This is a genomic window from Pseudomonas sp. VEM90 (assembly GCF_054611535.1).
Window position 1 is genome coordinate 97,709 of sequence record NZ_JBTRAR010000004.1, and the last position, 25,799, is coordinate 123,507.

Annotated in this window: 18 protein-coding genes; 9 read left to right on the plus strand and 9 right to left on the minus strand. The window is 60.9% G+C overall.

The annotated features are described in order from the left end of the window. Nucleotides 1-3 precede the first annotated feature (3 nt). Both ACYCCG_RS06100 and ACYCCG_RS06105 read right to left on the minus strand, forming a co-directional pair. The gene (locus ACYCCG_RS06100) at nucleotides 4-1,014 is read right to left on the minus strand and encodes a class 1 fructose-bisphosphatase (RefSeq protein WP_176684813.1); all 1,011 of its coding nucleotides are present in this window, start codon (nucleotides 1,012-1,014) and stop codon (nucleotides 4-6) included. Nucleotides 1,015-1,251: 237 nt separating this feature from the next. Beyond that, nucleotides 1,252-3,702, minus strand: coding sequence for a glycogen/starch/alpha-glucan phosphorylase (locus tag ACYCCG_RS06105; RefSeq protein ID WP_339443780.1), 2,451 nt, complete (start codon nucleotides 3,700-3,702; stop codon nucleotides 1,252-1,254). A gap of 184 nt (nucleotides 3,703-3,886) precedes the next feature. Between ACYCCG_RS06105 and ACYCCG_RS06110 the strand changes: the two genes are divergently transcribed. Then, nucleotides 3,887-4,291, plus strand: coding sequence for a YkgJ family cysteine cluster protein (locus tag ACYCCG_RS06110; RefSeq protein WP_049870388.1), 405 nt, complete (start codon nucleotides 3,887-3,889; stop codon nucleotides 4,289-4,291). Between the two features lie 182 nt (nucleotides 4,292-4,473). On the opposite strand, the gene typA is transcribed toward ACYCCG_RS06110, so the two are convergent. Beyond that, nucleotides 4,474-6,294, minus strand: coding sequence for a translational GTPase TypA (typA, locus tag ACYCCG_RS06115; protein WP_021783717.1), 1,821 nt, complete (start codon nucleotides 6,292-6,294; stop codon nucleotides 4,474-4,476). Between the two features lie 128 nt (nucleotides 6,295-6,422). Further along, on the minus strand, nucleotides 6,423-7,877 hold the full coding sequence (gene thiI, locus ACYCCG_RS06120) for a tRNA uracil 4-sulfurtransferase ThiI (protein ID WP_459669743.1): 1,455 nt from the start codon (nucleotides 7,875-7,877) through the stop codon (nucleotides 6,423-6,425). 470 nt (nucleotides 7,878-8,347) lie between these two features. Between thiI and glnA the strand changes: the two genes are divergently transcribed. The 3 genes from glnA (at nucleotide 8,348) to ntrC (ending at nucleotide 12,638) form a co-directional block, all read left to right on the plus strand. After that, nucleotides 8,348-9,754 (plus strand): type I glutamate--ammonia ligase, encoded by a 1,407-nt coding sequence (glnA, locus tag ACYCCG_RS06125; protein WP_021783715.1) that lies wholly within the window; start codon nucleotides 8,348-8,350, stop codon nucleotides 9,752-9,754. Nucleotides 9,755-10,119: 365 nt separating this feature from the next. Then, nucleotides 10,120-11,205, plus strand: a complete 1,086-nt coding sequence (gene glnL / locus ACYCCG_RS06130; RefSeq protein WP_209969488.1) for a nitrogen regulation protein NR(II) — start codon at nucleotides 10,120-10,122, stop codon at nucleotides 11,203-11,205. Beyond that, a complete protein-coding gene (gene ntrC / locus ACYCCG_RS06135; RefSeq protein WP_003249213.1) occupies nucleotides 11,202-12,638 on the plus strand; it encodes a nitrogen regulation protein NR(I) in 1,437 nt (478 codons plus the stop codon). The genes glnL and ntrC overlap by 4 nt, the downstream gene beginning before the upstream one ends. Before the next feature lie 589 nt (nucleotides 12,639-13,227). Here ntrC and ACYCCG_RS06140 read toward each other — a convergent pair. Further along, nucleotides 13,228-13,665 carry a hypothetical protein gene (locus tag ACYCCG_RS06140; RefSeq protein WP_339443779.1) on the minus strand — a complete coding sequence of 146 codons (438 nt, stop codon included), beginning with the start codon at nucleotides 13,663-13,665 and terminating at the stop codon, nucleotides 13,228-13,230. Here ACYCCG_RS06140 and trmL point away from each other — a divergent pair. Beyond that, nucleotides 13,664-14,125, plus strand: a complete 462-nt coding sequence (trmL, locus tag ACYCCG_RS06145) for a tRNA (uridine(34)/cytosine(34)/5-carboxymethylaminomethyluridine(34)-2'-O)-methyltransferase TrmL (RefSeq protein WP_003249209.1) — start codon at nucleotides 13,664-13,666, stop codon at nucleotides 14,123-14,125. The two genes, ACYCCG_RS06140 and trmL, sit on opposite strands and share 2 nt — an antisense overlap. A gap of 154 nt (nucleotides 14,126-14,279) precedes the next feature. Here the strand turns inward: trmL and secB are convergent, their stop codons facing one another. The 3 genes from secB to ACYCCG_RS06160 are packed head-to-tail and all read right to left on the minus strand — an operon-like array spanning nucleotide 14,280 to nucleotide 15,474. After that, a complete protein-coding gene (gene secB / locus ACYCCG_RS06150) occupies nucleotides 14,280-14,765 on the minus strand; it encodes a protein-export chaperone SecB (protein WP_003249206.1) in 486 nt (161 codons plus the stop codon). 39 nt (nucleotides 14,766-14,804) lie between these two features. Next, on the minus strand, nucleotides 14,805-15,059 hold the full coding sequence (grxC, locus tag ACYCCG_RS06155; protein ID WP_003249204.1) for a glutaredoxin 3: 255 nt from the start codon (nucleotides 15,057-15,059) through the stop codon (nucleotides 14,805-14,807). Between the two features lies 1 nt (nucleotide 15,060). Beyond that, nucleotides 15,061-15,474 (minus strand): rhodanese-like domain-containing protein, encoded by a 414-nt coding sequence (locus ACYCCG_RS06160; RefSeq protein WP_176684807.1) that lies wholly within the window; start codon nucleotides 15,472-15,474, stop codon nucleotides 15,061-15,063. A gap of 207 nt (nucleotides 15,475-15,681) precedes the next feature. Between ACYCCG_RS06160 and gpmI the strand changes: the two genes are divergently transcribed. From gpmI to ACYCCG_RS06180, 4 genes are all read left to right on the plus strand, one after another. Then, on the plus strand, nucleotides 15,682-17,217 hold the full coding sequence (gene gpmI, locus ACYCCG_RS06165) for a 2,3-bisphosphoglycerate-independent phosphoglycerate mutase (protein ID WP_176684806.1): 1,536 nt from the start codon (nucleotides 15,682-15,684) through the stop codon (nucleotides 17,215-17,217). A 141-nt stretch (nucleotides 17,218-17,358) separates the two neighbouring features. Continuing rightward, entirely contained in the window at nucleotides 17,359-18,675 is a 1,317-nt protein-coding gene (locus ACYCCG_RS06170; protein WP_339443778.1) for a murein hydrolase activator EnvC family protein, read from the plus strand. Nucleotides 18,676-18,909: 234 nt separating this feature from the next. Next, entirely contained in the window at nucleotides 18,910-20,226 is a 1,317-nt protein-coding gene (locus ACYCCG_RS06175; protein WP_176684804.1) for a S41 family peptidase, read from the plus strand. Nucleotides 20,227-20,234: 8 nt separating this feature from the next. Beyond that, on the plus strand, nucleotides 20,235-21,002 hold the full coding sequence (locus ACYCCG_RS06180) for a divergent polysaccharide deacetylase family protein (protein ID WP_176684803.1): 768 nt from the start codon (nucleotides 20,235-20,237) through the stop codon (nucleotides 21,000-21,002). Between the two features lie 44 nt (nucleotides 21,003-21,046). Here ACYCCG_RS06180 and ACYCCG_RS06185 read toward each other — a convergent pair whose 3' ends face one another. Continuing rightward, a complete protein-coding gene (locus tag ACYCCG_RS06185) occupies nucleotides 21,047-25,732 on the minus strand; it encodes a dermonecrotic toxin domain-containing protein (RefSeq protein WP_459669753.1) in 4,686 nt (1,561 codons plus the stop codon). Between the last annotated feature and the right edge of the window lie 67 nt (nucleotides 25,733-25,799).

The window sequence follows — 25,799 nt, forward strand, 5'->3', positions numbered from 1 at the left end:
GACTTACTCCTTGTGGTAGGCGGTGACGCGCTCGACCTCTTCCTTCGAGCCGAGAATCACCGACACGCGCTGGTGCAGGCTTTCTGGCTTGATGTCGAGGATGCGATCGTAACCGTTGGTGGAAGCGCCGCCGGCCTGTTCGATGATGAACGACATCGGGTTGGCTTCGTACATCAGGCGCAGCTTGCCCGGCTTGCTTGGTTCGCGGGCGTCACGTGGGTACATGAACAGGCCGCCACGGGTCAGGATGCGGTGCACGTCGGCCACCATCGAGGCGATCCAGCGCATGTTGTAGTTCTTCTTCAGCGGGCCGGTCTCGCCTGCCAGCAGTTCGCCCACATAGCGCTGTACCGGGGCTTCCCAGTGGCGCTGGTTGGACATGTTGATGGCGAACTCGGCAGTGGTTTCCGGTACGCGGATGTTTTCGTGAGTCAGCACGAAGCTGCCCAGTTCGCGATCCAGGGTGAAGCCCTTGACGCCATTGCCCAGGGTCAGGACCAGCATGGTTTGCGGGCCGTAGATGGCGTAACCGGCAGCAACCTGCTCGGTACCTGGCTGCAGGAACGCTTCTTCGTTGAGGCTTTCGTTCTGGCTCAGGTACTGGTTAGGGCAACGCAGAACCGAGAAGATGGTACCGACCGACACGTTGACATCGATGTTCGAAGAACCGTCCAGCGGGTCGAAGACCAGCAGGTAGGCGCCTTTCGGGTACCTGCCCGGGATCTGGTAGGCGTTGTCCATTTCTTCGGAAGCCATGCCAGCCAGGTGGCCGCCCCACTCGTTGGCTTCCAGCAGGATATCGTTGGAAATCACGTCCAGTTTCTTCTGGACCTCGCCCTGCACGTTTTCAGTGCCCATGCTGCCCAGCACACCACCGAGGGCGCCCTTGGACACGTGATGGCTGATTTCCTTGCACGCACGCGCTACCACTTCGATCAGGAAGCGCAGATCGGCAGGGGTATTGTTGCTGCGGGTCTGCTCAATCAGATAGCGACTCAGGGTAACGCGGGACATGTATGGCTCCGAACGGATTGGGGGGGAGGAAAAACCCCCGCAGTTTACAGGGAGAGTGACGGGCTAGCGAGTGATGAGACTCGCCACGGCTCTCAGACGGCACAATAGGTCGGTAGTTCAGCGCGCGCCAGGCCGGTGGTCTGGTTGTGGGGCCATTCGCGGGCACGCGCGCTCCCAGGTTGATGAAAGCCCTGCAGGAAGCGGGTCTACCCGCGAACAAGCCAGCACAGGCCTACCTCAATCCAGCGCCTTCCAGATCTCGGTCGCATACTCACGGATAGTCCGATCCGACGAGAACCAGCCCATCCGCGCGGTATTGAGCACCGCCTTGCGCCACCACTCCTGCGGCGTGTGCCACAGATCCTCGACCCGCCGCTGGGCATCCCAGTAGGCATCGAAATCGGCGCACACCAGGAAGCGGTCGTAGGCCACCAGGCCGTCGATCAACCCGGTGTAACGAGAGGGGTCGTCGGGCGAGAACACACCACTGCGAATAGCCTGCAACACATCGCTCAAACGGTTGGAAGCGGCTATGGCGGCGTTGGCACCAAAGTCACCGGCACGCTTGCGCGTTTCAACCTGCTGCGCGGTCAGGCCAAAGATGAACATGTTGTCAGCCCCCACCTGTTCGCACATCTCCACATTGGCGCCATCCAGGGTGCCGATGGTCAGTGCACCATTGAGGCCGAACTTCATGTTGCTGGTACCGGAAGCTTCGTAGCCCGCAGTGGATATCTGCTCGGAAAGGTCCGCCGCCGGGATGATGCTCTCGGCCAGGCTGACGTTATAGTTGGGCAGGAACACCACTTTCAGCAGGCCGCGCACCGTCGGGTCGTTGTTCACCACCCGGGCGATGTCGTTGGCCAGCTTGATCATCAGTTTGGCCTGGTGGTAACTGGCCGCAGCCTTGCCAGCGAAGATCTTCACCCGCGGCACCCAGTTGGTGCCAGGGTCATTGCGTATGGCCTGATACAGTGCAACGGTGTGCAGCAGGTTGAGCAACTGGCGCTTGTATTCGTGAATGCGTTTGACCTGAACATCGAATAGCGCCTCGGGGTTGACCGTGACACCGATGCGATCCTGAATGATGCTGGCCAGGGCACGCTTGCTGTGCAGCCGCTGGGCAGCGAACTGCTTGCGGAAACCGGCTTTGTCGGCGAACGGCACCAGGCCCGCCAGACGCGTCTGCGGGTCGTCCTTGAGTTCCGGCCCAAGCGCCTCGACCAGCATCTCGGTCAACTGGGGGTTGGACTGGTACAACCAGCGGCGGAAGGTAATGCCGTTGGTCTTGTTGTTGATCCGTTTCGGGTAGAGCTTGTGCAGCTCGGAGAATACCGTGCTCTTCATCAACTTGCTGTGCAGCGCCGACACGCCGTTGACGCTGTGCGAGCCAAGAAACGCCAGGTTGCCCATGCGCACCCGTCGGCCGTTGTCCTCCTCGATCAGCGAAACCGCGCGCAGCACGTCGAAATCGTGCAGGCCTTTGGCCCGCAACGCATCGATATGGTAGGCATTGATCAGGAAGATGATCTGCATGTGCCGCGGCAGCATGCGTTCCATCAGCGCTACCGGCCAGGTTTCCAAGGCTTCTGGCAACAGGGTGTGGTTGGTGTAGGCGAGCGTGCCGACGGTCAGCTCCCAGGCCTTTTCCCAAGGCACTTCGTGCTGGTCCACCAGCAACCGCATCAACTCCGCCACCGCAATCGAAGGGTGGGTGTCGTTTAGCTGGATGGCCGCTGCATCGGGTAGGTTGAGCAGGTCCTTGTGCATGTTCAGGTGGCGCCGCAGCAAGTCCTGCAGCGAAGCCGAGACGAAAAAGTACTCCTGGCGAAGGCGCAGCTCCTGACCAGCCTCGGTACTGTCGGCCGGGTAAAGTACCCGCGAAATGCTCTCGGCACGCGCCACTTCAGCCACCGCCCCCAAGTGGTCACCGGCGTTGAAGCGCTCCAGGTGCAACTCTTCCAGCGCACGGGCACGCCACAGGCGCAGGGTGTTGACGCTGGATCCGCGCCAGCCGACCACCGGCGTGTCGTAGGCTACCGCCCGCACCGTCTCGCCAGGCCACCATACCTGGCGCTGGGCACCGCTTGCATCGTGCACCGTTTCGACACTGCCGCCGAAACTGATCGGGTAGATCACCTCGGCGCGCTCGAACTCCCAGGGGTTGCCGAAATCCAGCCAGTTTTCGGTCTGTTCCTGCTGCCAACCATCGACCACGGCCTGACGGAACAACCCATGCTCGTAGCGGATGCCGTAGCCATGGGCAGCGATACCCAAGGTAGACATGCTCTCCATGAAGCACGCCGCCAGACGGCCAAGGCCGCCATTGCCCAGCGCAGCATCCGGCTCGAGCAGGCGAATGCGCTCGAGGTCCACATCCAGCCCCTCCAGCGCATCGCGCGCGATGTCCAGCAGGCCCAGGTTGCTCAGGCTGTCGTACAGCAAGCGGCCGATGAGAAACTCCAGGGAAAGGTAGTAGACCCGTTTCTGGCTACGCCGATAGGCCTGTCGGGTGTGATCCATCCAGTGGTCGACCATGTGATCGCGCGCGGCCAGGGCAATGGCCTCGAACCAGTCATGGTCGAAGGCATGCTCGGGGTCCTTGCCGACCGCGTAGGTCAGCTTGTTCAGTACAGCGGCGCGAAAATCCGCGACTTCGGCGTCACGTGCTTTGGGTTCCTGGGACATGCGGCATCCTCGGGCAAGTTGACGAAAGCGGAGGGAGAGTGATGAGACTAGACCCTTCGACAGGGAGCGACAGTTACGGTTCGCAGTTTTCATGCCCACTCTGCGATTCCGGCAAAAGGTTGTTCATAAATTGAACAATTCCGGTATCATCGCGCGCCCCAAGACCGTGATCCACCTTATAAAGATGAAAACGACCCTGATCGCCGCCGCCGAAGTCGACCGCCTGGAGACTTGGCAGCGCTACGCCAGCCACATGTGCCACGGCTGCCATTCGACCTGCTGCACCCTGCCGGTAGAGGTGAAGATCAAGGATCTGATCCGTATCGGCGTGGTCGACGAGTTCGAAAAAGACGAACCACCCAAGAACGTGGCCAAACGCCTGCAAAAAGAAGGCATCATCGAGCGCTTCAACCAGAAGTCGGGGATCTTCACCCTGACCCGGATGAGCAACGACGACTGCATGTACCTGGATCGTAAAAGCCGCCTGTGCACCATTTATGACAAGCGCCCGGATACCTGCCGCAACCACCCCAAGGTCGGGCCGCGGCCGGGGTATTGCGCCTACAAGCCCAAAGTGGTTGGGCGCTGATCTATTGCCTGCACCGGCGTCTTCGCGGGTAAACCCGCTCCTACAGGTCTTGACCTTTGTGGATATCCTGTAGGAGCGGGTTCACCCGCGAAGAGGCCGGTACAACCAGCACAAAAAACCCAGACAAACTAAAACGCCCCCGGCCTTTCGACCGGGGGCGTTTTCATTCAGCCTGAGCTAACTCAGTTCTTGGCTTTCTTGGCTGCGCGGGTACGCTCGCCTTCGTCCAGGATCTTCTTGCGCAGACGGATCGACTTAGGAGTCACTTCGCACAGCTCGTCGTCCTGGATGAACTCCAGGGCCTGCTCGAGGGTGTGGCGAACTGGCGGTACCAGGGCGATGACTTCGTCTTTGCCCGAAGCACGCATGTTGTCGAGCTTCTTGCCTTTGGTCGGGTTCACGCCCAGGTCGTTGTCACGGCTGTTCAGGCCGATGATCTGACCGTTGTAGATCTCCTGGCCGTGCTCAACGAACAACTTGCCGCGAGCCTGCAGGGTTTCCAGCGAGTAGGTCAGTGCCTTGCCGGTCTCGACCGAAACCAGTACGCCGTTGAGGCGGCCGGACATCTGGCCCGACTTCATGGTGTCGTAGCGATCGAAGATCGAGGTCAGGATGCCTGCACCGTTGGTCAGGGTCAGGAACTGGTTACGGAAACCGATCAGACCACGGGCTGGAATGTTGTACTCCAGACGAACACGGCCTTTGCCATCCGGAACCATGTTGGTCAGGTCGCCTTTACGCAGACCCATTTCTTCCATGACCTTGCCCTGGGATTCTTCAGGGATGTCGATGGTGACGTTCTCGAACGGCTCCTGCTTGACGCCGTCGACTTCGCGGATGATCACTTCAGGACGGCCCACGGCCATTTCGAAGCCTTCACGACGCATGGTTTCGATCAGCACCGACAGGTGCAGCTCACCACGGCCCGATACCTTGAACTTGTCAGGGGAGTCGGTTTCCTGAACGCGCAGGGCAACGTTGTACAGCAGTTCCTTGTCCAGACGGTCCTTGATGTTACGGCTGGTGACGAACTTGCCTTCTTTACCGCAGAACGGCGAGTCGTTGACCTGGAAGGTCATCGAAACGGTCGGCTCGTCAACGGTCAGCGGCTTCATCGCTTCTACCGCATCCGGGGCGCACAGGGTGTCGGAGATGAACAGCTCATCGAAACCGCTGATGCAGACGATATCGCCAGCCTGGGCTTCTTCGACGTCAACGCGGTGCAGACCGTGGTGACCCATCAGCTTCAGGATACGGCCGTTACGCTTCTTGCCGTTGGTGTCGATGGCGACAACCGGGGTGTTCGGCTTGACACGACCACGGGCGATGCGGCCAACACCGATAACGCCGAGGAAGCTGTTGTAGTCCAGTGCAGAGATCTGCATCTGGAACGGGCCTTCGCGGTCAACAGACGGAGCCGGTACGTTGTCGATGATCGACTGGTACAGCGCGGTCATGTCTTCGCCCATGGCGGTGTGGTCCAGGCCGGCAATGCCGTTCAGGGCCGAGGCGTAGACCACTTTGAAGTCCAGCTGTTCGTCGGTGGCACCGAGGTTGTCGAACAGGTCGAAGATCTGGTCCAGAACCCAGTCAGGACGCGCGCCTGGGCGGTCAACCTTGTTGATCACGACGATTGGCTTCAGGCCGGCTTCGAAGGCCTTCTTGGTCACGAAGCGGGTTTGCGGCATCGGGCCGTCCTGGGCGTCGACCAGCAGCAGCACGGAGTCGACCATCGACATTACACGCTCAACCTCGCCACCGAAGTCGGCGTGGCCGGGGGTGTCGACGATGTTGATGTGGTAGCCGTTCCAGTTGATGGCGGTGTTTTTCGCCAGAATGGTAATACCGCGCTCTTTTTCCTGGTCGTTGGAGTCCATGACGCGCTCGTCGTTGAGCTCGTTACGCTCCAGAGTGCCGGACTGACGCAGGAGTTTGTCGACCAGAGTGGTTTTACCATGGTCAACGTGGGCGATGATGGCGATGTTACGCAGATTTTCGATCACAAGTGTATCTCGATCAGAGGATTCGGTTGCCGCCCAGTGTAGGCGGCCAATATGTACTGTTTAAGGCTCAGCGGGCCCGGCGGTCGGGAGGGCGATGGCGAATACTGCCGCCATACAGCCCCGGCATCTTATGTCGGACGATAAACACGCACATTGGCATGTCCCTCACTGAGCAGGTGGTGTGCGTGCAAACGGCTCATCACACCCTTGTCGCAATACAGCAAGTACTGGCGCGTAGGGTCCAGGTGCTTGAACTTGCTGTTGATGGCGTAGAACGGCATGGCCTGGACCTCGATACCTTCCAGCACCAGTGGTTCGTCTTCCTGGGCATCGGGGTGCCGAATGTCGATGACGATCTGGCCAGGCAGCGCCTCGGCCACTTCCTCGATTTCGATGTCCTTGCCCAGCTCATCGATCACATGGTCGATGGAAATGAACTTGGCGCGCTCAAGAGCGCGCTCCAGCACGGCCATGTCGAACTGCTTTTCTTCGTGCTCCATGCGGTGACGCTTGGCATGGGTAGTCGGGTTTACCGAGATCACGCCGCAGTATTCCGGCATGTGCTTGGCAAAGTCCGCGGTGCCGATTTCGGTGGCCTGGTCGATGATGTCCTGCTTGTGGCTGGCCAGCAGCGGGCGCAGCACCAGCTTGTCGGTGGCCGAGTCGATGATCGACAGGTTCGGCAAGGTCTGGCTGGACACCTGGGAAATCGCGTCGCCGGTCACCAGCGCGTCGATCTGCAGGCGGTCGGCCATATGGGCGGCGCCGCGCAGCATCATGCGCTTGAGGGTCACGCCCATGTAGCTGTTGTCGACCTTGTTGAGGATTTCGCCAACCACTTCTTCGAACGGCACGCTGATGAACAGTACACGCTGGCTGCTGCCGTACTTCTTCCACAGGTAGTGGGCCACTTCCATCACGCCCAGCTCATGGGCACGGCCGCCGAGGTTGAAGAAGCAGAAGTGGGTCATCAGGCCGCGGCGCATCATCTGGTAGGCCGCAACGGTGGAGTCGAAACCACCGGACATCAGCACCAGGGTCTGTTCCAGGGCACCCAGCGGATAACCGCCGATGCCATTGTGCTGGTTGTGGATCACGTACAGGCGCTGGTCGCGGATTTCGATGCGCACCAGCACTTCAGGCTTCTTCAGCTCGATCCCGGCGGCGCCACACTGCTGGCGCAGCTGGCTGCCGACGTAACGGTCGACGTCCATCGAAGTGAAGTCATGGTGGCCACCGCGCTTGCAGCGCACGGCGAAGTGCTTGCCGGCCAGCAGGTGGCCGAAGTGGTGCTTGCACTTGGCGACGATGTCGTCGAAGTCACCCAGCGGGTATTCCTCGACCTGCAGGAAGTGGGTGATACCCGGCGTGCAGGTGAGGCGCTCGATCATCTCGCGCTGGACTTTTTCGTCTTCGACGCGGGTAACCACTTCGAGATTGTCCCAGACACCATCGACCGCGAGCTCAGGGTCGAGATCCTTGAGCACGTTGCGGATGTTCTTGCCAAGCTGGCGGATGAAGCGCTTGCGCACCGGCCGGCTTTTGATGGTGATTTCTGGGAAGACTTTGACGATAAGTTTCATTGGTTAACAGCGCGCGCAGGGCCTGCCGAAAATGAGGGGCGCGAATTATATCGGAAATTGCTCAGGATTTGACCAACTTTTGATCAGAAGCTTTGAGATAAATGCAGAGAGCGGGTTTTGCAGTGCCTGTTCCGGCCCTTTCGCGGGTGCCCCCGCGCCTACAAGCAGTGCAAAGCCCGTAGGAGCGGGTTTACCCGCGAAGAGGCCCTAGAAGCTGGCACACCACTCATGCCACGCACCCTATTGGTGCGAGATGATCAAAAAACGCATCGTAAGGGTGCACTTTTGCCCGCCACCCCAACGCCAAATGCCCGCAAACGCCCCCTTTTATCCCAGCCTCGCCATTTTCGGGCACTGGCATGCAATTTGCTCCCTTGTGAGGCAGGTAAGCTTGGCCGACTATCCGCGCCCGGCAACACCCTTTTTCCAGGGCAGCGGCCCACCGCGCTCTAGACCATCCGGAGGACAACATGTCGAAGTCGGTTCAACTCATCAAAGATCATGACGTCAAGTGGATTGATCTGCGTTTCACGGACACCAAAGGCACTCAGCACCACGTGACCATGCCGTCGCGTGATGCGCTGGACGAAGACTTCTTCGAAGTCGGCAAGATGTTCGACGGTTCCTCCATCGCTGGCTGGAAAGGCATCGAAGCCTCCGACATGATCCTGATGCCGGTTGACGAAACCGCCGTTCTGGATCCGTTCACCGAAGAGCCAACCCTGATCATTACCTGCGACATCGTCGACCCGTCGAGCATGCAGGGCTACGATCGTGACCCACGTGCAATCGCCAAGCGCGCCGAAGAGTACCTGAAGAGCACCGGCATCGGTGACACCGTATTCGCCGGCCCAGAGCCTGAGTTCTTCATCTTCGACGAAGTGAAGTTCCAGTCGGACATCTCCGGCTCGATGTTCAAGATCTTCTCCGAGCAGGGCTCGTGGATGACCGGCGCTGACGTGGAAGGCGGTAACAAAGGCCACCGTCCAGGCGTGAAAGGTGGCTACTTCCCGGTTCCGCCGTTCGACCACGACCACGAAATCCGTACTGCCATGTGCAACGCTCTGGAAGAAATGGGCCAGACCGTTGAAGTTCACCACCACGAAGTGGCGACTGCCGGCCAGAACGAAATCGGCGTCAAGTTCAACACCCTGGTGAAGAAGGCTGACGAAGTACAGGCGCTGAAATACGTCGTGCACAACGTTGCCGACGCTTACGGCCGTACCGCCACCTTCATGCCGAAGCCACTGTATGGCGACAACGGCTCGGGCATGCACGTGCACATGTCGATCTGGAAAGACGGCAAGAACACCTTCTCGGGTGAAGGCTATGCCGGCCTGTCCGACACCGCCCTGTACTTCATCGGCGGTATCATCAAGCACGGTAAGGCCCTGAACGGCTTCACCAACCCGTCGACCAACTCCTACAAGCGTCTGGTTCCAGGCTTCGAAGCCCCGGTAATGCTGGCCTACTCGGCTCGCAACCGCTCCGCCTCGATCCGTATTCCTTACGTTGGCAGCCCGAAAGCCCGCCGTATCGAAGCACGCTTCCCGGACCCATCGGCCAACCCGTACCTGGCCTTCGCGGCCCTGCTGATGGCTGGCCTGGACGGCATCCAGAACAAGATCCACCCAGGCGACGCGGCCGACAAGAACCTGTACGACCTGCCGCCAGAAGAAGCCAAGAACATCCCGCAAGTGTGCGGCAGCCTGAAAGAAGCTCTGGAAGAGCTGGATAAAGGCCGTGCGTTCCTGACCAAGGGCGGCGTGTTCTCCGACGACTTCATCGATGCCTTCATCGAGCTGAAGAGCGAAGAAGAAATCAAGGTGCGCACCTTCGTACACCCGCTGGAATACGAGCTGTACTACAGCTGCTGATCTGATTGGCGCCCCGCGCCGATGACCTGATCACAACGGCCTCCTTCGGGAGGCCGTTTTCGTTTCTGCGCACCAAGCAGAAGCACTGCAACCCCGCCTGTCACGCTATGCTCTATCTTGGTGCACTAATTCACACCATGCCCTCATTTGCTCCCCAATCTGGTTCAAATTAAACGTTTCACCAAGACTTTCTGGTCCGAATTTGCGCAGTTTCAGGCCTTTCTCGGCAAATTCCGCTTCTTTTCGGCGCTTTGGTTTGTTTCTTGCATTTTCTTATCAAGAGTCTCGCATCAGTGGATCCACCCCGCGTCCGGCCCTGGCCATAACAGTGCCAGGCAAGCGCCAAAAGAGGTCAACGACGCCTTATGACCATCAGCGATGCACAGCACCGTCTGCTTCTGGACAACCTGACCACTGCCACGTTGCTGCTCAACGCCGAGCTGCGCCTGGAGTACATGAATCCGGCCGCAGAAATGCTACTGGCCGTCAGTGGCCAGCGCAGCCATGGGCAGTTCATCAGCGAACTGTTCACCGAATCGACCGAGGCGCTCAGCTCGCTGCGCCAGGCGGTCGAGCAGGCGCACCCGTTCACCAAGCGTGAAGCGCAGCTTACATCGCTGACCGGGCAGACCATCACTGTCGACTACGCGGTAACACCGATACTGCATCAAGGCCAGACCCTGCTGTTGCTCGAAGTGCATCCGCGGGACCGGCTGCTGCGCATCACCAAGGAAGAGGCTCAACTGAGCAAGCAGGAAACCACCAAGATGCTGGTACGCGGCCTGGCCCACGAAATCAAGAACCCCCTTGGCGGCATCCGCGGAGCGGCCCAGCTACTGGCCCGCGAACTGCCCGAGGAAGGGCTGCGCGATTACACCAATGTAATCATCGAAGAGGCTGACCGTTTGCGTAACCTGGTCGACCGCATGCTCGGCTCGAACAAGCTGCCTTCGCTGGCCATGACCAATATTCACGAAGTGCTGGAGCGGGTGTGCAGCCTGGTCGATGCCGAAAGCCAGGGGTGCATCACTTTGGTGCGCGATTACGACCCGAGCCTGCCGGACGTGCTGATCGACCGAGAGCAGATGATTCAGGCCGTACTCAACATCGTGCGCAACGCCATGCAGGCGATCAGCGCGCAGAATGAGCTGCGCCTGGGTCGCATTACCTTGCGCAGCCGCGCCCTGCGCCAGTTCACCATCGGCCACGTGCGTCACCGCCTGGTAGCGCGGGTAGAGATCATCGACAACGGCCCGGGCATCCCGCCGGAACTGCAAGACACCCTCTTCTATCCCATGGTCAGTGGTCGCCCGGACGGTACCGGGCTGGGCCTGGCCATTACCCAGAACATCATCAGCCAGCACCAGGGCCTGATCGAGTGTGAAAGCCACGCAGGCCATACCGCCTTCTCGATTTACCTGCCTCTGGAACAAGGAGCCACCGCCTCATGAGCCGAAGTGAAACCGTCTGGATCGTCGACGATGATCGCTCCATCCGCTGGGTCCTGGAAAAAGCCCTGCAACAGGAAGGCATGACCACCCAGAGCTTCGACAGCGCAGACGGTGTCATGGGGCGCTTGGCACGCCAGCAACCCGACGTGATCATTTCCGACATCCGCATGCCTGGCACCAGCGGCCTCGACCTGCTGGCGCAGATCCGCGAGCAACACCCGCGCCTGCCGGTCATCATCATGACCGCCCACTCCGACCTGGACAGCGCCGTGGCCTCGTACCAGGGCGGTGCCTTCGAGTACCTGCCCAAGCCATTCGATGTCGACGAAGCGGTATCGCTGGTCAAGCGCGCCAACCAGCATGCCCAGGAGCAGCAAGGCCTGGATGTGCCACAGAACCTGGCGCGCACCCCGGAAATCATTGGCGAAGCCCCGGCGATGCAGGAGGTGTTCCGTGCCATCGGCCGCCTCAGCCACTCCAACATCACCGTGCTGATCAACGGCGAGTCCGGCACCGGCAAAGAACTGGTGGCCCACGCCCTGCACCGACACAGCCCGCGCGCAGCATCGCCGTTCATTGCCCTGAACATGGCCGCCATCCCCAAGGATCTGATGGAGTCGGAGCTGTTCGGCCATGAGAAAGGCGCCTTCACAGGTGCTGCCAACTTGCGTCGGGGCCGTTTCGAGCAGGCCGATGGCGGCACGCTGTTCCTCGACGAAATCGGGGACATGCCCGCCGACACCCAGACCCGCCTGCTGCGCGTGCTGGCCGACGGCGAGTTCTACCGCGTGGGCGGCCACGTGCCGGTCAAGGTCGACGTGCGCATCATCGCCGCCACCCACCAGAACCTGGAATCACTGGTACAGGCCGGCAAGTTCCGTGAAGACTTGTTCCACCGTCTTAATGTCATCCGTATCCACATTCCGCGCCTGGCCGACCGCCGCGAAGATATCCCCGCCCTCGCCCGCCACTTCCTTGCCCGGGCCGCCCAGGAGTTGGCAGTCGAGCCGAAGATCCTCAAGCCGGAGACTGAAGAGTTCATCCGCAACCTGCCATGGCCGGGCAACGTGCGGCAGATGGAGAACACTTGCCGCTGGATTACCGTGATGGCCTCCAGCCGCGAAGTGCTGATCGGTGACCTGCCACCAGAACTGCTGAACCTGCCACAAGACGCCGCGCCGGTAACCAACTGGGAGCAGGCCCTGCGCCAGTGGGCCGACCAGGCCTTGGCGCGCGGGCAGACCAGCCTGCTGGACAGCGCAGTGCCGAGCTTTGAACGGATCATGATCGAGACGGCACTCAAGCACACCGCCGGACGCCGGCGGGATGCCGCGCTGTTGCTGGGCTGGGGGCGTAACACCCTGACACGCAAGATCAAGGAATTGGGGATGAATGTGGCTGGTGGGGATGATGAGGAAGGTGATGACCACTGAGCTCTGAATTAGCCTTCTAGATTGCTGGGGCTGCTTTGCAGCCCATCGCGACACAAGGCCGCTCCCACGGGATCACCTCTGCCCCAAGGCTGATGCGATGGACACACATCGGGGTCGTCGTAGGAGCGGGTTCACCCGCGAAGAGGCCGGGCCTGCTGGCCAATCTCCACCTGCCGCTCACCATTGCCGCCACCACCGTATTCGCGGGTAAACCCGCTCCTGCCACGATCCTGTGGGAGCGGCCTTGTGTCGCGATGGGGCGCAAAGCGGCCCCAGCCATTTCAGCCGTCTGAATGCACCGTTCCTGTGCCGGCTGCACCTCTCGAAGGCACAAATACCCTTAAAATCCGGCCAAATCACCCGCAAAGCCCAGTATTAACGGGTTTTGCAAAACTGGCACGCCCCCTGCAATAAGCAATACATCTCCAGTTTCGGGGGCCCTGGTACAGGCAGGCCGGGTGAACCCCTCTTTTATACGCAGCACCGCCCGTTTTGGGGACCTCGGTACAGGCAGGCCGGGACATCCCCCCTTTATACGCAGTACCCCTTTTGGGGACCCTGGTACAGGCAGGCCGGGATATCCCCTCTTTTATTCGTGCAGTTTCACTTGCACCCGCCAGCGCCCAGCGTCCTCTGCACCGGCCCATTCGCCGTGCAGGGGGCGCGCGGCCACCACCGTCAGCAACAAACCTTCCTTGCTGTGCTGTACCCGCCAGCTCACCGGCTTGCCTTGCAGGCTAAGCTGCCCTTGCTGAGCCTTGCCCTGGGCCTGGAACAGCAACGCCACCGTCCCTTCCACGTTCTCGCCATGCAGCTTGGGCTCTTCGTTGAACCAAAGCTCCAGGCCATCCTGCATCACCTGCACCTGCTGCAACTCTCGCTCGTTGGGCGTAGTCAGGCGACCGATCATCAGCCCCACCATCAAGCCGACGATCGCCAACGACAGCATCACCCGTGGGAAGGCCTTCGAACGCACGTCCGGTTCAGGAGTAGAATGCCCGTCATCTTCACGCTTGGAGCCGTGCATGTTTCACGTCATCCTTTTTCAACCAGAAATTCCGCCGAATACCGGCAACATCATTCGTCTATGCGCCAACAGCGGCTGCGCCCTGCACCTGATCGAACCCATCAGCTTCGAACTGGATGACAAGCGCCTGCGCCGCGCAGGGCTGGACTACCACGAGTATGCCACGCTCAAGCGTCACGAGAGCTTGGCCGGATGCCTGGAAAGCCTTGGCAACCCACGGTTGTTCGCCTTTACCACCAAGGGCTCGCACCCGTTCCACGAAGTGGCCTTCCAGCCGGGCGATGCCTTCCTGTTCGGGCCGGAGAGCCGCGGGCTGCCGGCCGAGGTGCTGGACAGCCTGCCGGCCGAACACCGCCTGCGCCTGCCGATGCGGCCGGGGTGCCGTAGCCTGAACCTGTCCAATACCGTGGCGGTGACGGTGTATGAGGCGTGGCGGCAGAACGGGTTTGCCGGGAGCTGATGTGTCGCCTGTGCCGGCCTTTTCGCGGGTAAACCCGCTCCTACACAGATTGAGGGAACGGCGCGATCGCCTGTAGCAGCGGGTTTACCCGCGAAGAGGCCCGCACAGGCAAAAAAAAGCGCCCCGAGAGGCGCTTTCTTGATACCGGCAGTTATTACTGCACAGTAGGCGCTTCACCCGCTTCCTGCATACGCTGCATTTCTTGCGCGTACAGGGCGTCGAAGTTGACAGGCGACAGCATCAGCGCCGGGAACGAACCGCGAGTCACCAGGCTATCCAGGGCCTCACGGGCATAAGGGAACAGGATGTTAGGGCAGAACGCACCCAGGGTGTGGCTCATCGAAGGCGCATCGAGGTTGGCGATCAGGAAGATACCGGCCTGCTGCACTTCAGCAATGAAAGCCACTTCGTCACCGTTCTTGACGGTAACCGACAGGGTCAGCACGACCTCGTGGAAGTCGCCTTCCAGGGATTTCTGCTTGGTGTTCAGGTCCAGAGCAACGCTCGGCTCCCAGGTCTGACGGAAGATCTGCGGGCTTTTCGGGGCCTCGAACGACAGGTCGCGCACATAGATGCGTTGCAGGGAGAACTGAGGGCTGTTGTCTTCTGCAGCAGCGCCGTTGGTCTGTTGGTCAGTCATGTCAGATCCTTATCCTAATGTTTTTGAATGCAGTGCAAATCAGGCCGCCAGCAGCGCGTCGAGCTTGCCGGCGCGCTCCAGGGCATAGAGGTCATCGCATCCACCGACATGGGTGCTGCCGATCCAGATCTGCGGCACCGACGTACGGCCGGCTTTCTGACTCATCTCGGCGCGAACCTGCGGCTTGCCGTCGACCTTGATTTCCTCGAAGGCCACGCCCTTGCTCTCGAGCAGGTACTTGGCGCGCATGCAGTAGGGGCAGTAGTCGCTGGAATAGACGATGACAGGCTTCATATCACTTCACCAGGGGCAGGTTATCGGCTTTCCAGCTGGAAACGCCACCGCTCAGTTTGGCGGCGTTGTAACCAGCTTTGAGCAGCTCGCGGCAAATAGTGCCGGACTGCTGGCCCATCGCGTCGACGACAATCAGGGTCTTCTCTTTATGTTTGCCCAACTCGGTCATGCGGTTGGCCAGTTTGTCCTGCGGGATGTTCACCGCACCGACGATATGACCAGCGGAGTATTCCTTGGCCGGGCGAATGTCGATCACCAGGGCCTTCTCGGCATTGACCATGGCTGTCAGTTGGCCGTTAGTCAGGCTCTGGCCACCACGACGGATTTCATTGATAAGCAGCAGGACCAGCAAAATGAGGAAGATCGCAACCAGGATGTAGTGATCTGTCGCGAATTGAATCAGGTGAGCAACCATCAGCGGTGTTCCAGGCGATTGAAAATGCCGGCCAGTATACACAGCCCCTTGGTGCCACCAAAGCCCGACGGGCCGGCCACAAAACCACCTTCATGTTGCTAGCACAGGTGCGCCGGTCGGTGGAATGGGACGAATATTCGCCGCGGGTGGCGTATTTGCCCTAAAATGCGTGTCTTTATCATCTTTGAACAACCGTGAGTTTGATTGATGACGAGCACGCCCAAACCCCTGGTCCTGATTATCCTGGATGGCTTCGGCCATAGCGATATCCCCGAACACAATGCCATCTTTGCCGCCAATAAACCGGTCTATGACCGCCTGTGCGCCACCCAGCCGCATGGCCTTATTTCCGGCTCGGGCATGGATGTCGGCCTGCCGGACGGGCAGATGGGCAACTCCGAAGTCGGTCATATGAACCTCGGCGCAGGTCGTGTCGTCTATCAGGACTTCACCCGGGTGACCAAGGCCATCCGCGACGGCGAGTTCTTCGAAAACCCGGTGCTGACCGGTGCTGTGGACAAGGCAGCCAGTGCTGGCAAGGCCGTGCACATTCTCGGCCTGCTGTCCGATGGTGGCGTACACAGCCACCAGGACCACTTGGTGGCCATGGCCGAATTGGCCGCCCAGCGTGGCGCCGAAAAGATCTACCTGCATGCCTTCCTCGATGGCCGCGACACCCCGCCACGCAGCGCGCAGTCGTCCATCGAACTGCTCGATGCCACCTTCGCCAAGCTGGGCAAGGGCCGCATCGCCAGCCTGATCGGCCGCTACTACGCCATGGACCGCGACAACCGCTGGGACCGTGTCAGCGCCGCCTACAACCTGATCGTCGACAGCGCTGCCGAGTACACCGCTGACACGGCCCAAGCAGGCCTTGAAGCAGCTTACGCCCGCGACGAGAGCGACGAATTCGTCAAGGCCACGCGCATCGGCGAAGCCGTCAAGGTCGAAGATGGCGATGCCGTGATCTTCATGAACTTCCGCGCCGACCGTGCTCGCGAACTGTCGCGTGCATTTGTAGAGCCAGACTTCACGGAATTCGCCCGTGCGCGCCTGCCAAAGATGGCGGCGTACATCGGCCTGACCCAGTATTCGGCGAAGATCCCGGCACCAGCAGCCTTTGCGCCATCCAGCCTCAACAACGTGCTGGGCGAATACCTGGCGAAAAACGGCAAGACCCAGCTGCGCATCGCCGAAACCGAGAAATATGCCCACGTCACCTTCTTCTTCTCTGGTGGCCGCGAAGAGCCGTTCGAAGGCGAAGAACGCATCCTGATCCCGTCGCCGAAGGTCGCCACCTATGACCTGCAACCGGAAATGAGCGCACCAGAGGTGACCGATCGCATCGTCGAAGCCATCGAACAGCAGCGCTTCGACGTCATCGTGGTCAACTACGCCAACGGTGACATGGTCGGCCACACCGGCGTGTTCGAAGCGGCAGTCAAGGCCGTCGAAGCGCTGGATACCTGCGTAGGCCGCATTGTCGACGCGCTGGACAAGGTCGGCGGCGAGGCGCTGATCACCGCCGACCACGGCAACGTCGAGCAGATGGAGGACGAGTGCACCGGCCAGGCGCACACTGCACACACTACTGAGCCGGTACCGTTCATCTATGTTGGCAAGCGCAACGTGAAAGTGCGTGAGGGCGGCGTGCTGGCCGACGTGGCACCGACCATGCTGAAGCTGCTGGGGCTGGAAAAGCCGGTGGAAATGACCGGTACTTCGATTCTGGTCGACGCCTGAATGGCAACGAGGGGCTGCCTTGCAGCCCCAATTGCACATGAATTCCAGACAAACGCCCCCCTGCATCCGCAGCGAGGCGTTTTTTTTGCCTGCCCACGCGGGCATACTAGGCCAGTCTCCATCCTTGGTACGCCAAACCCCATGCTTCGCGCCCTGATCCTCCTAGCCTTGTCTTGCCTGCTCAGCCCGGCCTTCGCCGATGAGCGCGCGCAGACCCAGCAGCAACTGGATGCCACCCGCCAGGACATTGCCGAGCTCAAGAAAACGCTGAGCAAGCTCCAGGAAGAAAAGGCCGGTGTGCAAAAGGACCTCAAAACCACCGAAACCGACATCGGCAACCTCGAAAAGCAGGTGGAGGCCCTGCAGCAAGAACTAAAAAAGACTGAAGGCGAGCTGGAGCGCCTTGATACCGAGAAAAAAAAACTCCAGAGCGCCCGCGTTGAACAACAACGACTGATCGCCATCCAGGCCCGTTCGGCCTACCAGAACAACGGTCGCGAGGAATACCTCAAGCTGCTGCTCAACCAGCAGAACCCCGAGAAATTCGCCCGCACCCTCACCTATTACGACTACCTGAGCAAGGCGCGCCTGGAGCAATTGCGCACCTTCAACGAGACCTTGCGCCAACTGGCCAACGTCGAACAGGAAATTTCCAGCCAGCAGCAACAGCTGCTGGCCCAGCGCGCGGACCTCGACAGCCGCCGCCAGGCGCTGGAAACCGAGCGCGCCAAGCGCCAGCAGGTATTGGCCAAGCTCAACAGCGATGTAAAGGACCGCGGTCAAAAGCTACAAGCGCGCGAACAGGACCAGGCCGACCTGGCCAAGGTCCTGAAGACCATCGAGGAAACCCTCGCCCGCCAGGCCCGTGAAGCTGAAGAAGCGCGCAAGAAGGCCCTGCTGGCGCAGCAGGAAGCGGAAAAACGCCGCAAGCAGGCAGCGCTGGCCGCCGCCGCTGCCCGCGACCAGGCCCGTGAGCCAGCAGAACCAGTAGAGCCACCGAAAAAGGCCCGCACCACCCTCGGCCCGATGGTTTCCAGCGATGGTGCGAACTACGGCGGCGCATTTTCTGCTGCGCGGGGCAAACTTCCATGGCCAGTCAATGGTCGACTGCTGGCTCGTTTCGGCGATGCCCGCGGCAGCGACGCCCGTGCCAAATGGGACGGAGTGATGATCAGCGCCACCCCGGGCACTCAGGTACGCGCCGTGCACGGCGGGCGCGTGGTTTTCGCGGACTGGTTGCGCGGCGCCGGGCTTCTGGTCATTCTCGACCATGGCAACGGTTACCTGAGCCTGTACGGCCACAACCAGAGCCTGCTCAAGAATGCCGGTGACATCGTCAAGGCCGGTGAAGCCATTTCCACCGTTGGCAACAGCGGTGGTCAGGACACGACAGGCTTGTATTTCGCGATCCGCCAGCAGGGCCGGCCTACCGACCCTTCGCAGTGGTGCCGGGGCTAGGCTCTGTACGAAAAGTCTTGAGACGCAGGTCAGGCAAGGCGAAAACAGCCGAGGAACGGCCGGGGTCGCGCCCGACTGTACTGGAGTACATGAGCATTCCGAGGCTGTTTTCAACGCAGCATGAACAAGTATCAAGGCTTTTCGTACAAAGCCTAGTCACATTTCTACGGCGCAGCCTGAGTGCTGCGCCGATGCTCCCCAGGGAGCGCTTACAGGATCAGGAGTTCGTTCGACATGCTGCACTCGCCTCGTCTCACCCAGCTGGCCCTGTCCATCGCCCTGGCGGTAGGCGCGCCCCTGGCCACCGCCGCAGAGCCGGCCAAGGCCGCCGCAGTGCCAGCCACCGAGGTGACCGCCAAGGCGCCACTGCCGCTGGAAGAACTGCGCACCTTCGCCGAGGTCCTGGACCGTATCAAGGCCGCCTATGTCGAACCGGTAGACGACAAGACCCTGCTGGAAAACGCCATCAAGGGCATGCTTAGCAACCTTGACCCGCACTCGGCCTATCTTGGCCCCGAGGACTTCCAGGAACTGCAGGAAAGCACCAGCGGCGAGTTCGGCGGGCTGGGCATTGAAGTAGGCCAGGAAGACGGCTTCATCAAGGTGGTCTCGCCAATCGACGACACCCCGGCCTCGCGGGCCGGCGTGCAGGCTGGTGACCTGATCGTCAAGATCAACGGCGCCCCGACCCGCGGCCAGACCATGACCGAAGCGGTCGACAAGATGCGCGGCAAGGTCGGCGAGAAAATCACCCTGACCTTGGTGCGCGACGGTGGCACCCCGTTTGACGTGAACCTGACCCGTGCGGTCATTCAGGTCAAGAGCGTGAAGAGCCAGCTACTGGAGAACGATTACGGCTACATCCGTATCACCCAGTTCCAGGTCAAGACCGGTGACGAAGTGGGCAAGGCGCTGGCCAAGCTGCGCAAGGACAACGGCAAGAAGCTGCGCGGGGTAGTGCTGGACCTGCGCAACAACCCAGGCGGCGTGCTGCAGTCGGCGGTGGAAGTGGCCGACCACTTCCTGACCAAAGGCCTGATCGTCTACACCAAGGGCCGCATCGCCAACTCCGAGCTGCGTTTCTCGGCCAACCCGGCCAATGCCAGCGAAGGCGTGCCGTTGGTGGTGCTGATCAACGGTGGCAGTGCATCGGCATCGGAAATTGTCGCTGGCGCCCTGCAGGACCAGAAGCGCGCCGTACTGATGGGTACCGACAGCTTCGGCAAAGGCTCGGTGCAGACCGTGCTGCCACTGGCCAACGACCGCGCCCTGAAGCTCACCACTGCGCTCTACTACACCCCCAACGGCCGTTCGATCCAGGCCCAGGGCATCGTCCCGGACATCGAAGTGCGCCAGGCCAAGCTCACCGCCGAGGCCGACACCGAAAACTTCAAGGAAGCCGACCTGCAGGGCCACCTGGGCAACGGCAACGGCGGCGCCGACCGCCCGACGGGCAGCAGCAAGCGCAAGGAACGCCCGCAGGATGACGACTTCCAGCTGAGCCAGGCACTGAGCCTGCTCAAGGGCCTGAACATCACCAAGGGCGACTGAGCCACCCTATGCGTTATCTGCTGTGTCTGTTGTTTTGCCTGATGGCCGGAATCGCGCAAGCGGCGCCGGCCAACAAGGCCTACATGAGCATCATCATCGACGACCTGGGCCAGAGCACCGAGCGTGACAGCCGTACCCTGGCCCTGCCCGGGCCGGTAACCATGGCGATCATGCCCGACACCCCGCATGCCACCGACTTTGCCCGCCAGGCACACAAGGCCGGCAAGACGGTGATCCTGCACATGCCCATGGACCCGGCCACCGGGCCCTATGCCTGGCACCCGGGCATCGCCATCGAAGAGCTGGCGCGGCGGCTGGACGCAGCATTGGTCAAGGTGCCCTACGCCGCCGGCATCAACAACCACATGGGCAGCCGCATGACCGCACAGCGTGAACCCATGGCGTGGTTGATGGGCGAGCTGCAGCGGCGCCAACTGTTCTTCGTCGACAGCCGCACCAGTGCCGCCACGGTCGCCGCGGCCGAGGCTCAAGCACACGATGTGGCGCATGTGTCGCGGGATGTATTTCTGGATGACGTGCGCACACTGGAAGCCATCGACGCTCAGCTGCAACAGGGTATCGCGCTGGCCCGCAAGCAAGGCTCCGCGGTGTTGATCGGCCACCCATACCCGCAGACGCTCGCGGTGCTGGAAAGTCAAATTCCCCGGCTCAAGCAGCTGGGTATCGAACTGGTCACGCTGCAACAGATGATCGCCACACGTGGCAACCAGGCCATGCCTGCACACGGTAAGCATGGCCGTTACAGCAATCGCTAGCATTTGCTGATCACGGGCAACCGCTGGGCCACCCGGGCGAATGTTCAGAGGTTGAACGGAATGACATCCCTGGCCTGTGCGTAGGTCAGGTTACCCCGATAAATGCTCAGTACCTGCCCCTCGCTCGCCGCCTTCATTTGCTCGCGATACCCCATCTTGCGCTGGCTCCACAGCTTGAGATGGCCTTTGCCAAACGCCGTCGGCGCCGCCTGCGAGTCGGCAAAATGGAAATGCGCGGCCCACAAGGGTTTACCTCGACTCTCACCGGGGGCACGCAACAGGCTGATCCGGTACTCGTCCAGATAGCCATCGGAAACCACCTGCCGAGGCCCGACATATTCCACTGCAAGCAGCCCCTGTTGATGGAGAAAATTCAGCCCTCTGGAACCTGGATAGCGCGTCTTGCTGTAAAGCGCTACCAAACAGTCCCGGCGGGCCTGACGCAACTGAATCAGCGCATCGTCCATGCCCGCCAGCAGTGCGTGCTCTGCGTTGGCATCGCTGAGCTGTTCACGCAGCTCGGCCACTTCGTTGATCTGGCCGTCCAGCATCGACATCAGGCCCATGTCGTCAGCATCCTTGGCAACCAGGGCTCTGGCTTGAGCGATGACATTTTCATTCTGTGCCAGCATGGCCTCGGCCAGTTCCCGGTTGTTCCTTTCGGACTCCGGGGTAGAAGTCCGCAACGGCTGTTCCGGTTCGCCCGCGGCTACCTCTTCAACCCAGGTGTTTCCCTGCTTCTGGAAGCGATGCAGCGAGCTCTTGTTGAAAGCCGCTACAACTTGCAGCACCGCCTGCCCGTCGACCACCGATTCGCTGCCAATGACTATCTGACCAGCCCGCGTATGGGCCACCTGCAGGCTCTTTCGTGAATAGACCGCACGACGTGTGCCACGGACCTGCCCGTCCGCCTGCTCGCGCATGGCCTCGACCAACGCCTCACCGGCTATGGTTTTCAGTTCCACCATCTGTTGCTTGTAAGCCTCAAGGCGCTGGACATCGATGAGCTTGCTGCCGAGTGTCTTGATCCGTTCGGCGTTGAGAATCGCCGCGAGGTATTCGTCCCACGCACTTTGCAGCACCTCGATGCGTTCGGCGACAGGCAAGTCACAGAACATCAGCAGATGATGCGTTTGTGCGGCCACCCGCAGACGCTGACTGGCGAGCGCATGGCGGAAGATCATGTAGTGCTGGGTAGGCGTGCCTGTGTGCCACTGCAGGGCCAGCTCGACCAGGCCCATGGCCTGGAAAAACCGGATGTTGATCGTGGTCGTCTTACGGCTCGCGATAATGCTCGAGACGGTAAGAGTGGTATTGATGTAAGGCACTTGCATGTCGATATCGGTGATGGCCAACAGGCGATCCAACTGGCCGGAGACATTGATGATCCTGGGCTGCTCTTCAAGCAACTTTTCCAACATCGTCCGGAACCTGGCATACAACTCGGCCTGTTTCTCTGGCGGTGCGACATTGAGCGCATTGGTGAGTTGGTCATATTCCCTGAACCCACCCAAGGCCAGGAGTTCATCAATGAAGAACATGCCAAAGCTGATCAGGTTCTTGCGGACCTGGCCCAAGAGTATCCGTTGATCTCTCACGCTGCCGCCCTGCGTCGAGGCGCTCGCCTTGTCGAGCACATAGATAATGTTGCGTTCAGCCTCGAGATACCCCTGGAATAGACTGTCGTTCAACGCCAGGCGCCGGGTGCGCAGCGCATTCGTCTGCTCGTGCAACTGCTGGAGTTTGCGCTTGAACAACTCGGTAGCCTGCTCGAATTGCGCACGTTCGCCCGGGTCGGTTGGTGGCGCCTTTTGCAGCCGGTCCTCGACTTTGTTTACCGGATCACGCAAACCGACAACCTGCTCGCTCAACGCGTTGAAATCCTTCGTGGCAGCCTCCGCGGCCAAGAGAAGCCGCTCTATCTCGGCCTGAGCCTTGGCGATCGGACCGCTAAGCTTCTTGCGCAATCGCTCGCGGGCCAACTCGCCGGAGCGATCATTGCCACCGTGCAAGCGCGAATTATTGAGGTGCCAGACATCACCGTCGCGCATCAGATACGGCCCAAGCGTGCCGTCCGGACCGATGATGCGAAATGCTGCGTTATCAAGGCTGACTCGGTAGACATCACCGTCCAGAGACACATGAAAATCACCCCCAATCCGTACCAGCCCCGCAGCCACGCCCTGCGTCTGCGGTTTGCGCCCCTCCAGTGAAACGCTGGCCGCCAACGCCCGCATTTGGCCGCGCTGGGCACTTGACAGGCCGTTGAGCCCCCCAGCCCCACGCCAGGAAAAGTCGAGCTGGGTATTGGCCATGGCCTGCAGGCTGTCGACCGAGGCACTAGGCTCCCGCGTTACCGTGGAAAGCTTCGCCAGCTCGACCCCATTGCCCGCAGGTGGCCCCTCGAGCAGCAATGGCGGCAGGTCGCCAGAAATGGCCGGCGTTGCCAGTTGCGGCGTTTGCAGGTGTATCAGGGCCAGCAAGGTGTTGTTCAGCACATCGACCATCGCCTGGATTCGCTCGTCGAGATGCGAGCTGGCCAGCCCCTGCACATCGTTGATCAAGCTGCGCATGCCGATGTAAAGCCAGGCAACCGAGGTGAGCGGCCCTGGTAACACCGGAAACACAACGTTCAGCAGCTCCCAGGAAAATGCCGTGACCAGCCGCCAGCGCACCTCGCTGTTACTCATGGCGCTGCGATCCGCCAGCTCCAGCAACATCCGGCCCTTGGCTTCGAACATCTGCCGATCCACGTCCTGCGCCCAGAATTGCAGCGCCAACTGAACAGGCTGCGGTTTCGCCGGGAGTGTGTAAGGGTCGGGCAGCCATTGGGGCAGGTGCGGCTCCCGGAAGCCACCATTGTCGTAGACCGCGCGCTGAGCTTGCTCGATCCAAAGCAGCACGTTGTCCTGCAACGCCCCCGGGCGGCTGATCGCATCCAACAGTGCCTGAGCGCTGTCGAACTGAATCAGTGCCTTGTCGGTGTACAGCGGGCAATACAACAGATGAGCCCCCAACTCGATGAGTTCGATCACGTAGAAACCATGCGCCACATCGACCCTCTCTGATGTCGGCGAGCGTTTGAACGCAAGCGCCGCAATGCGCACAGCCGCTGCACCTTCCTGGCCGCTGCGGCAGAATTCTGCCAGGGCACCGTAGGCGAACTTGTCGAGCCGCTTGACTGCACGCGCCCGCGCGGCATCGAACATCAGGGTAATACGCCAGCGTATGGCAAATGCCGAGATGTGTTCGGCGCGGCTCGCCGAGCGATCGAGCATCGACTGTACATGACGTGGATACGTACCGCCGATGTCGACTCGCTGCACCAGCTCACGGACGTAATCAATGGTCATCCACTTCATGATCAGCTGGTTTTCCCGGTGCGCGATGTGTGTCACCACCCCTCCTGCTGTGGCATCCAGGCGGCCGATCGCCAGTTGCGTCAGGGTCAACTTCTTTTCACCGGTCTTCTGGCCGAAGCCCAGCCCGTGACCGTCACTGACAAAGGTCTCGACGCTGAGGATAAGGTCATCAGGAAAGTAATTGGCGTCTACCGGGTGGTCATGCAGCATCGCTTCGCGCAGGCGCGTCGCCGCATAGGTGTGCAAGTCCGGCAGACCGTCCTGAATGCCCTGGGCTGGGCTGTGCTGTTGCAGTAGCGACAAGTCGAGCATGGCTTGCAGGTAGGCGGTCTGGCTATCCGTATCGGCTCGCGACAGGCCCTTGGGAAGCGCCAGGCCCAGCCCACCGGTGCCATGGTCACTGAACTCGGCAAAAAAGGACGCGGGGTCGCAGGCCAAATGGCAGTAATGCTCCAGTTGGTCGACGCTGTCGATCGCGCTCCAGCGCAGGCGGGCCACGCGCTCGAGCAAGATTTCCAGCAACAAGGCGCTGTACAGGGCGAAAGCGTCGCCCTCCACAGTCAGGCCCTGCCAGCTCAACTCATCAAACCGGTAACGTCCAGCCATCTGTATTTGCAACGCCGCGCCGAATGAAGCCTGGGCGTCAAAACTGCGGACCAGGCCTTCGGGAGAACACCAGAGTGTCAGTTCGCGAACTTCACTGGAGGCGGTAATCAGCAAACCGGGCAACAGCTCATGGAAAGTGTCTTCGCCCTCACGTAACGCAACCCGCACCAGCTGCACATCGAGCCCGGTGCGGTTGCCCATCATCAGGTCACGCAGCAGCTTGCGTTGTTCGTCGTCCAGCGCTTCGTCTTTCAGGCCATCGAGCAGGTTGGCGCGCAACAACTGCTGCAACCACAGGTCGCGGTCGATCGTGGCGTCGCCGTTCCAATAATCGATCTGCGCTTGCTGGAAGTGCCAAAGCAGCATCGGCAGCAACGCGTTGAGGCCATCGGTCAGGCGCGCGGGCTCGATCAAATCGCCCTCGGCAGTTTCAAGGCTCGACTCGATGGCGAAAAAGCGCCGGGGCGGGTTCAGGCTAAGGCGGTAGTCACCCGCTGGGGCGAGGTCCAGTGGTTTAGCCGCAAGCAGGGCCTGCAGCACCACATCCACCAGCGGCTGAGGGTGCCAGACGCCATCCGGATGCATGGACATCAGGTACAGCGGTGCAGCCGAGGTCATCTCAGGGCGATGCACGCCAACCAGAGGATAGTGCTCCAGGATCACCTTCATGACCTGTTCCCCTGCGACCTGGCGGAGCGTGGGACGGCTGGCGAACTGGGCGGCGACTGCGTGTTTGAGGTTGTGCGCGTGAGTGGCGGGCATGACCAGGACTCGTTATGGAATGAACCACAAAGCGTCCTGGAGATGTTATCGAAAGAGGTGCTACATA

Excerpts from the sequence above, each read along its gene's own strand:
- ACYCCG_RS06100 (WP_176684813.1), bottom strand. The coding sequence starts at position 1,014 with ATGTCCCGCGTTACCCTGAGTCGCTATCTGATTGAGCAGACCCGCAGC.
- ACYCCG_RS06105 (WP_339443780.1), bottom strand. The coding sequence starts at position 3,702 with ATGTCCCAGGAACCCAAAGCACGTGACGCCGAAGTCGCGGATTTTCGC.
- ACYCCG_RS06110 (WP_049870388.1), top strand. The coding sequence starts at position 3,887 with ATGAAAACGACCCTGATCGCCGCCGCCGAAGTCGACCGCCTGGAGACT.
- thiI (WP_459669743.1), bottom strand. The coding sequence starts at position 7,877 with ATGAAACTTATCGTCAAAGTCTTCCCAGAAATCACCATCAAAAGCCGG.
- glnA (WP_021783715.1), top strand. The coding sequence starts at position 8,348 with ATGTCGAAGTCGGTTCAACTCATCAAAGATCATGACGTCAAGTGGATT.
- glnL (WP_209969488.1), top strand. The coding sequence starts at position 10,120 with ATGACCATCAGCGATGCACAGCACCGTCTGCTTCTGGACAACCTGACC.
- ntrC (WP_003249213.1), top strand. The coding sequence starts at position 11,202 with ATGAGCCGAAGTGAAACCGTCTGGATCGTCGACGATGATCGCTCCATC.
- trmL (WP_003249209.1), top strand. The coding sequence starts at position 13,664 with ATGTTTCACGTCATCCTTTTTCAACCAGAAATTCCGCCGAATACCGGC.
- ACYCCG_RS06140 (WP_339443779.1), bottom strand. The coding sequence starts at position 13,665 with ATGCACGGCTCCAAGCGTGAAGATGACGGGCATTCTACTCCTGAACCG.
- secB (WP_003249206.1), bottom strand. The coding sequence starts at position 14,765 with ATGACTGACCAACAGACCAACGGCGCTGCTGCAGAAGACAACAGCCCT.
- grxC (WP_003249204.1), bottom strand. The coding sequence starts at position 15,059 with ATGAAGCCTGTCATCGTCTATTCCAGCGACTACTGCCCCTACTGCATG.
- ACYCCG_RS06160 (WP_176684807.1), bottom strand. The coding sequence starts at position 15,474 with ATGGTTGCTCACCTGATTCAATTCGCGACAGATCACTACATCCTGGTT.
- gpmI (WP_176684806.1), top strand. The coding sequence starts at position 15,682 with ATGACGAGCACGCCCAAACCCCTGGTCCTGATTATCCTGGATGGCTTC.
- ACYCCG_RS06170 (WP_339443778.1), top strand. The coding sequence starts at position 17,359 with ATGCTTCGCGCCCTGATCCTCCTAGCCTTGTCTTGCCTGCTCAGCCCG.
- ACYCCG_RS06175 (WP_176684804.1), top strand. The coding sequence starts at position 18,910 with ATGCTGCACTCGCCTCGTCTCACCCAGCTGGCCCTGTCCATCGCCCTG.
- ACYCCG_RS06180 (WP_176684803.1), top strand. The coding sequence starts at position 20,235 with ATGCGTTATCTGCTGTGTCTGTTGTTTTGCCTGATGGCCGGAATCGCG.
- ACYCCG_RS06185 (WP_459669753.1), bottom strand. The coding sequence starts at position 25,732 with ATGCCCGCCACTCACGCGCACAACCTCAAACACGCAGTCGCCGCCCAG.